The organism is Chromobacterium piscinae (assembly GCF_021129175.1).
GTDB classification, from domain to species: Bacteria; Pseudomonadota; Gammaproteobacteria; order Burkholderiales; family Chromobacteriaceae; genus Chromobacterium; species Chromobacterium piscinae.
On sequence record NZ_JAJOHV010000165.1, the window covers coordinates 1 to 2,517 of the forward strand.

General features: G+C 72.4%; 2 protein-coding genes. Both read left to right on the plus strand.

Annotated elements, in window-relative coordinates; genetic code table 11:
• On the plus strand, positions 1-1,730 hold a 1,730-nt coding region (locus LQR33_RS23790), incomplete at its 5' end, for a primosomal protein N' (protein ID WP_231470707.1).
• Positions 1,731-1,741: 11 nt separating this feature from the next.
• On the plus strand, positions 1,742-2,517 hold a 776-nt coding region (locus tag LQR33_RS23795), incomplete at its 3' end, for a D-alanyl-D-alanine carboxypeptidase (RefSeq protein ID WP_231470708.1).

A 2,517-nucleotide genomic window follows, 5' to 3' on the forward strand; every position in this document is an offset into this window, starting at 1 on the left:
ACCTGGCCGCCGCCAAGGCGGTGACGCCTCAGGCCGGCAAGCTGCTGGCCGACTGGCTGGCCGAGGGCAAGGCCGAGCGCGCGACGCTGGAGCCGCCGCCGCTGCGGCTGGGCGACGCGCCGGCGCTGAACGGCGAGCAGCAGGCGGCGCTGGACGCGCTGTCGGCGAGCGAGGGCTTCCAGCCCTGGCTGCTGCACGGCGTCACCGGCAGCGGCAAGACCGAGGTCTATCTGCGCCTGATCGCCGAGCAGCTGACGGCGCGGCGGCAGACGCTGGTGCTGGTGCCGGAAATCAATCTGACGCCGCAGCTGATCAACCGCTTCGCCGACCGCTTCCCCGGCAGCCGCATCGTGGTGCAGCACAGCCACCTGGCCGACGGCGAGCGGATGCACGGCTGGCTGGACGCCTGGCACGGCGACGCCGACGTGGTGATCGGCACCCGGCTGTCGGTGTTCACGCCGCTGCCGCGGCTGGGCCTGATCGTGGTCGACGAAGAGCACGACGGCTCGTTCAAGCAGCAGGACGGCCTGCGTTACCACGCCCGCGACCTGGCGGTGTGGCGCGCGCGCCGCGCCGGCATCGCCATCCTGCTGGGATCGGCCACGCCCAGCCTGGAGACGGTGGCCAATGTCGAGGCCGGCCGCTACAAGAAGCTGGCGTTGAACCGGCGCGCCCACGGCGCGGCCAGGCTGCCCGACGTGCGGCTGGTGGACACCCGCCGCAAGAAGCTGGTCGAAGGCTTGTCCGAGGCGGTGCTGGAGGCGCTGAAGGCCAGGCTCTCGCGCAAGGAGATGAGCCTGGTGTTCATCAACCGGCGCGGCTTCGCGCCGGTGGTCGCCTGCACCGCCTGCGGCTGGACCAGCGGCTGCCCGCATTGCTCGGCCAAGCTGGTGGTGCACCTGATGGAGCGCAAGCTGCGCTGCCACCACTGCGGCTGGGAAGAGCCGGTGCCGCGCGCCTGCCCTGACTGCGGCGATCCCGACATCAAGCCGCTGGGCGAGGGCACGCAGCGGCTGGAGTCGGCGCTGCAGCGCATGCTGCCGGAGGCGAGGGTGCTGCGGATAGACCGCGACACCACCAGCCGCAAGGACGCCTGGGACGAGGTTTACCGCAAGGTGCATGGCGGCGAGGTGGACATCCTGGTCGGCACCCAGATGCTGGCCAAGGGGCACGATTTCGGCACCTTGTCGCTGGTGGCGGCGCTGGGCGCGGACGGCGGGCTGTACTCGGCGGATTTCCGCGCGTCCGAGCGCCTGTTCGCCCAACTGATGCAGGTGGCCGGCCGCGCCGGGCGCGCCGACGCGCCGGGCGAGGTGCTGGTGCAGACGCAGTGGCCCGACCATCCGCTGTACCAGGCGCTGGCGGCGCACGATTTCGACGGCTATGCGTCGACGCTGCTGAACGAGCGCCGCCAGGCCGGCTTCCCGCCGTCCACCTTCCAGGCGCTGCTGCGCGCCGACAGCCCGGCGCTGGCCCAGGCCACCGCCTTTCTGCGCCAGGCGCGCGAGGCGCTGGAGCCGTTGGCCGAGGGCGTGCTGATTTCCGGGCCGGCGCCGGCGCTGATGGCCCGGCTGGCCCAGCGCGAGCGCGCGCAGCTGGTGCTGGAGTCGCCGCAGCGCGGCGCGCTGCATCGGCTGCTTCATCAATTGCCGCCGCTGCTGGATGGTCTGGCCAAGGCCCACGGCCGCGCGCTGCGCTGGTCGCTGGACGTGGACCCGCAGGAATTATGAGAGGAAACGATATGGCAATCGCGAAGTGGCCGGCCCTGCTGGCGCTGGCCTGCGCGCCGGCGTTGGCGCTGGACCTTCACGGCCTGAAGCCGGACGAGATCGCCGTGTGGGCGGCCCCGGTGGAGGGCGGCGAGCCGCTGGCCAGCCTCCGGGCCGACGAGCCGGTCAACCCGGCCTCGACCATGAAGCTGCTGACCGGCTGGGCGGCACTCAACCGGCTGGGGCCGGACTACCGCTGGAAGACCGCGCTGCTGTCGGCCGCGCCGGTGGAGGGCGACGCGCTGAAGGGCGATTTGTACTGGCTGGGCGGCGGCGACCCGCGCTTCGACAACGGCGATCTGCTGAGCCTGCTGTACAGCCTGAGGCTGCGCGGCATCCGCCAGCTGGACGGGCAGCTGCTGCTGGACAAGCGCGCCTTCGGCAATATCGGCGGCGCCGACGATTTCGACGGCGACGCCGGCCGCGCCTTTGTCGTCGGCCCCGACACCCATCTGACCAATCTGAAAGTGGCCTGGCTGACCTTCTTCAACGACGGCCAGGGCGCGCGCGTCGCGCTGGACCCGCCGTTGGCGGGCGTAGAGCTGAGCGCATCGCTGAAGCCGGGGCCGGATGAGGCCTGCGCCGATGTGCGCCGCTTCGTCTCCATCGAGAACGACGGCCGCCGCGTGCGCGTGACCGGCAGCCTGCCGCCGGCCTGCGACGGGCAGCGCGCCTACGTCAACGTGCTGGGCCACGATGCGTTCGCCGGCCAGGATTTCGCCGCGCTGTGGGCGGCGCTGGGCGGCAG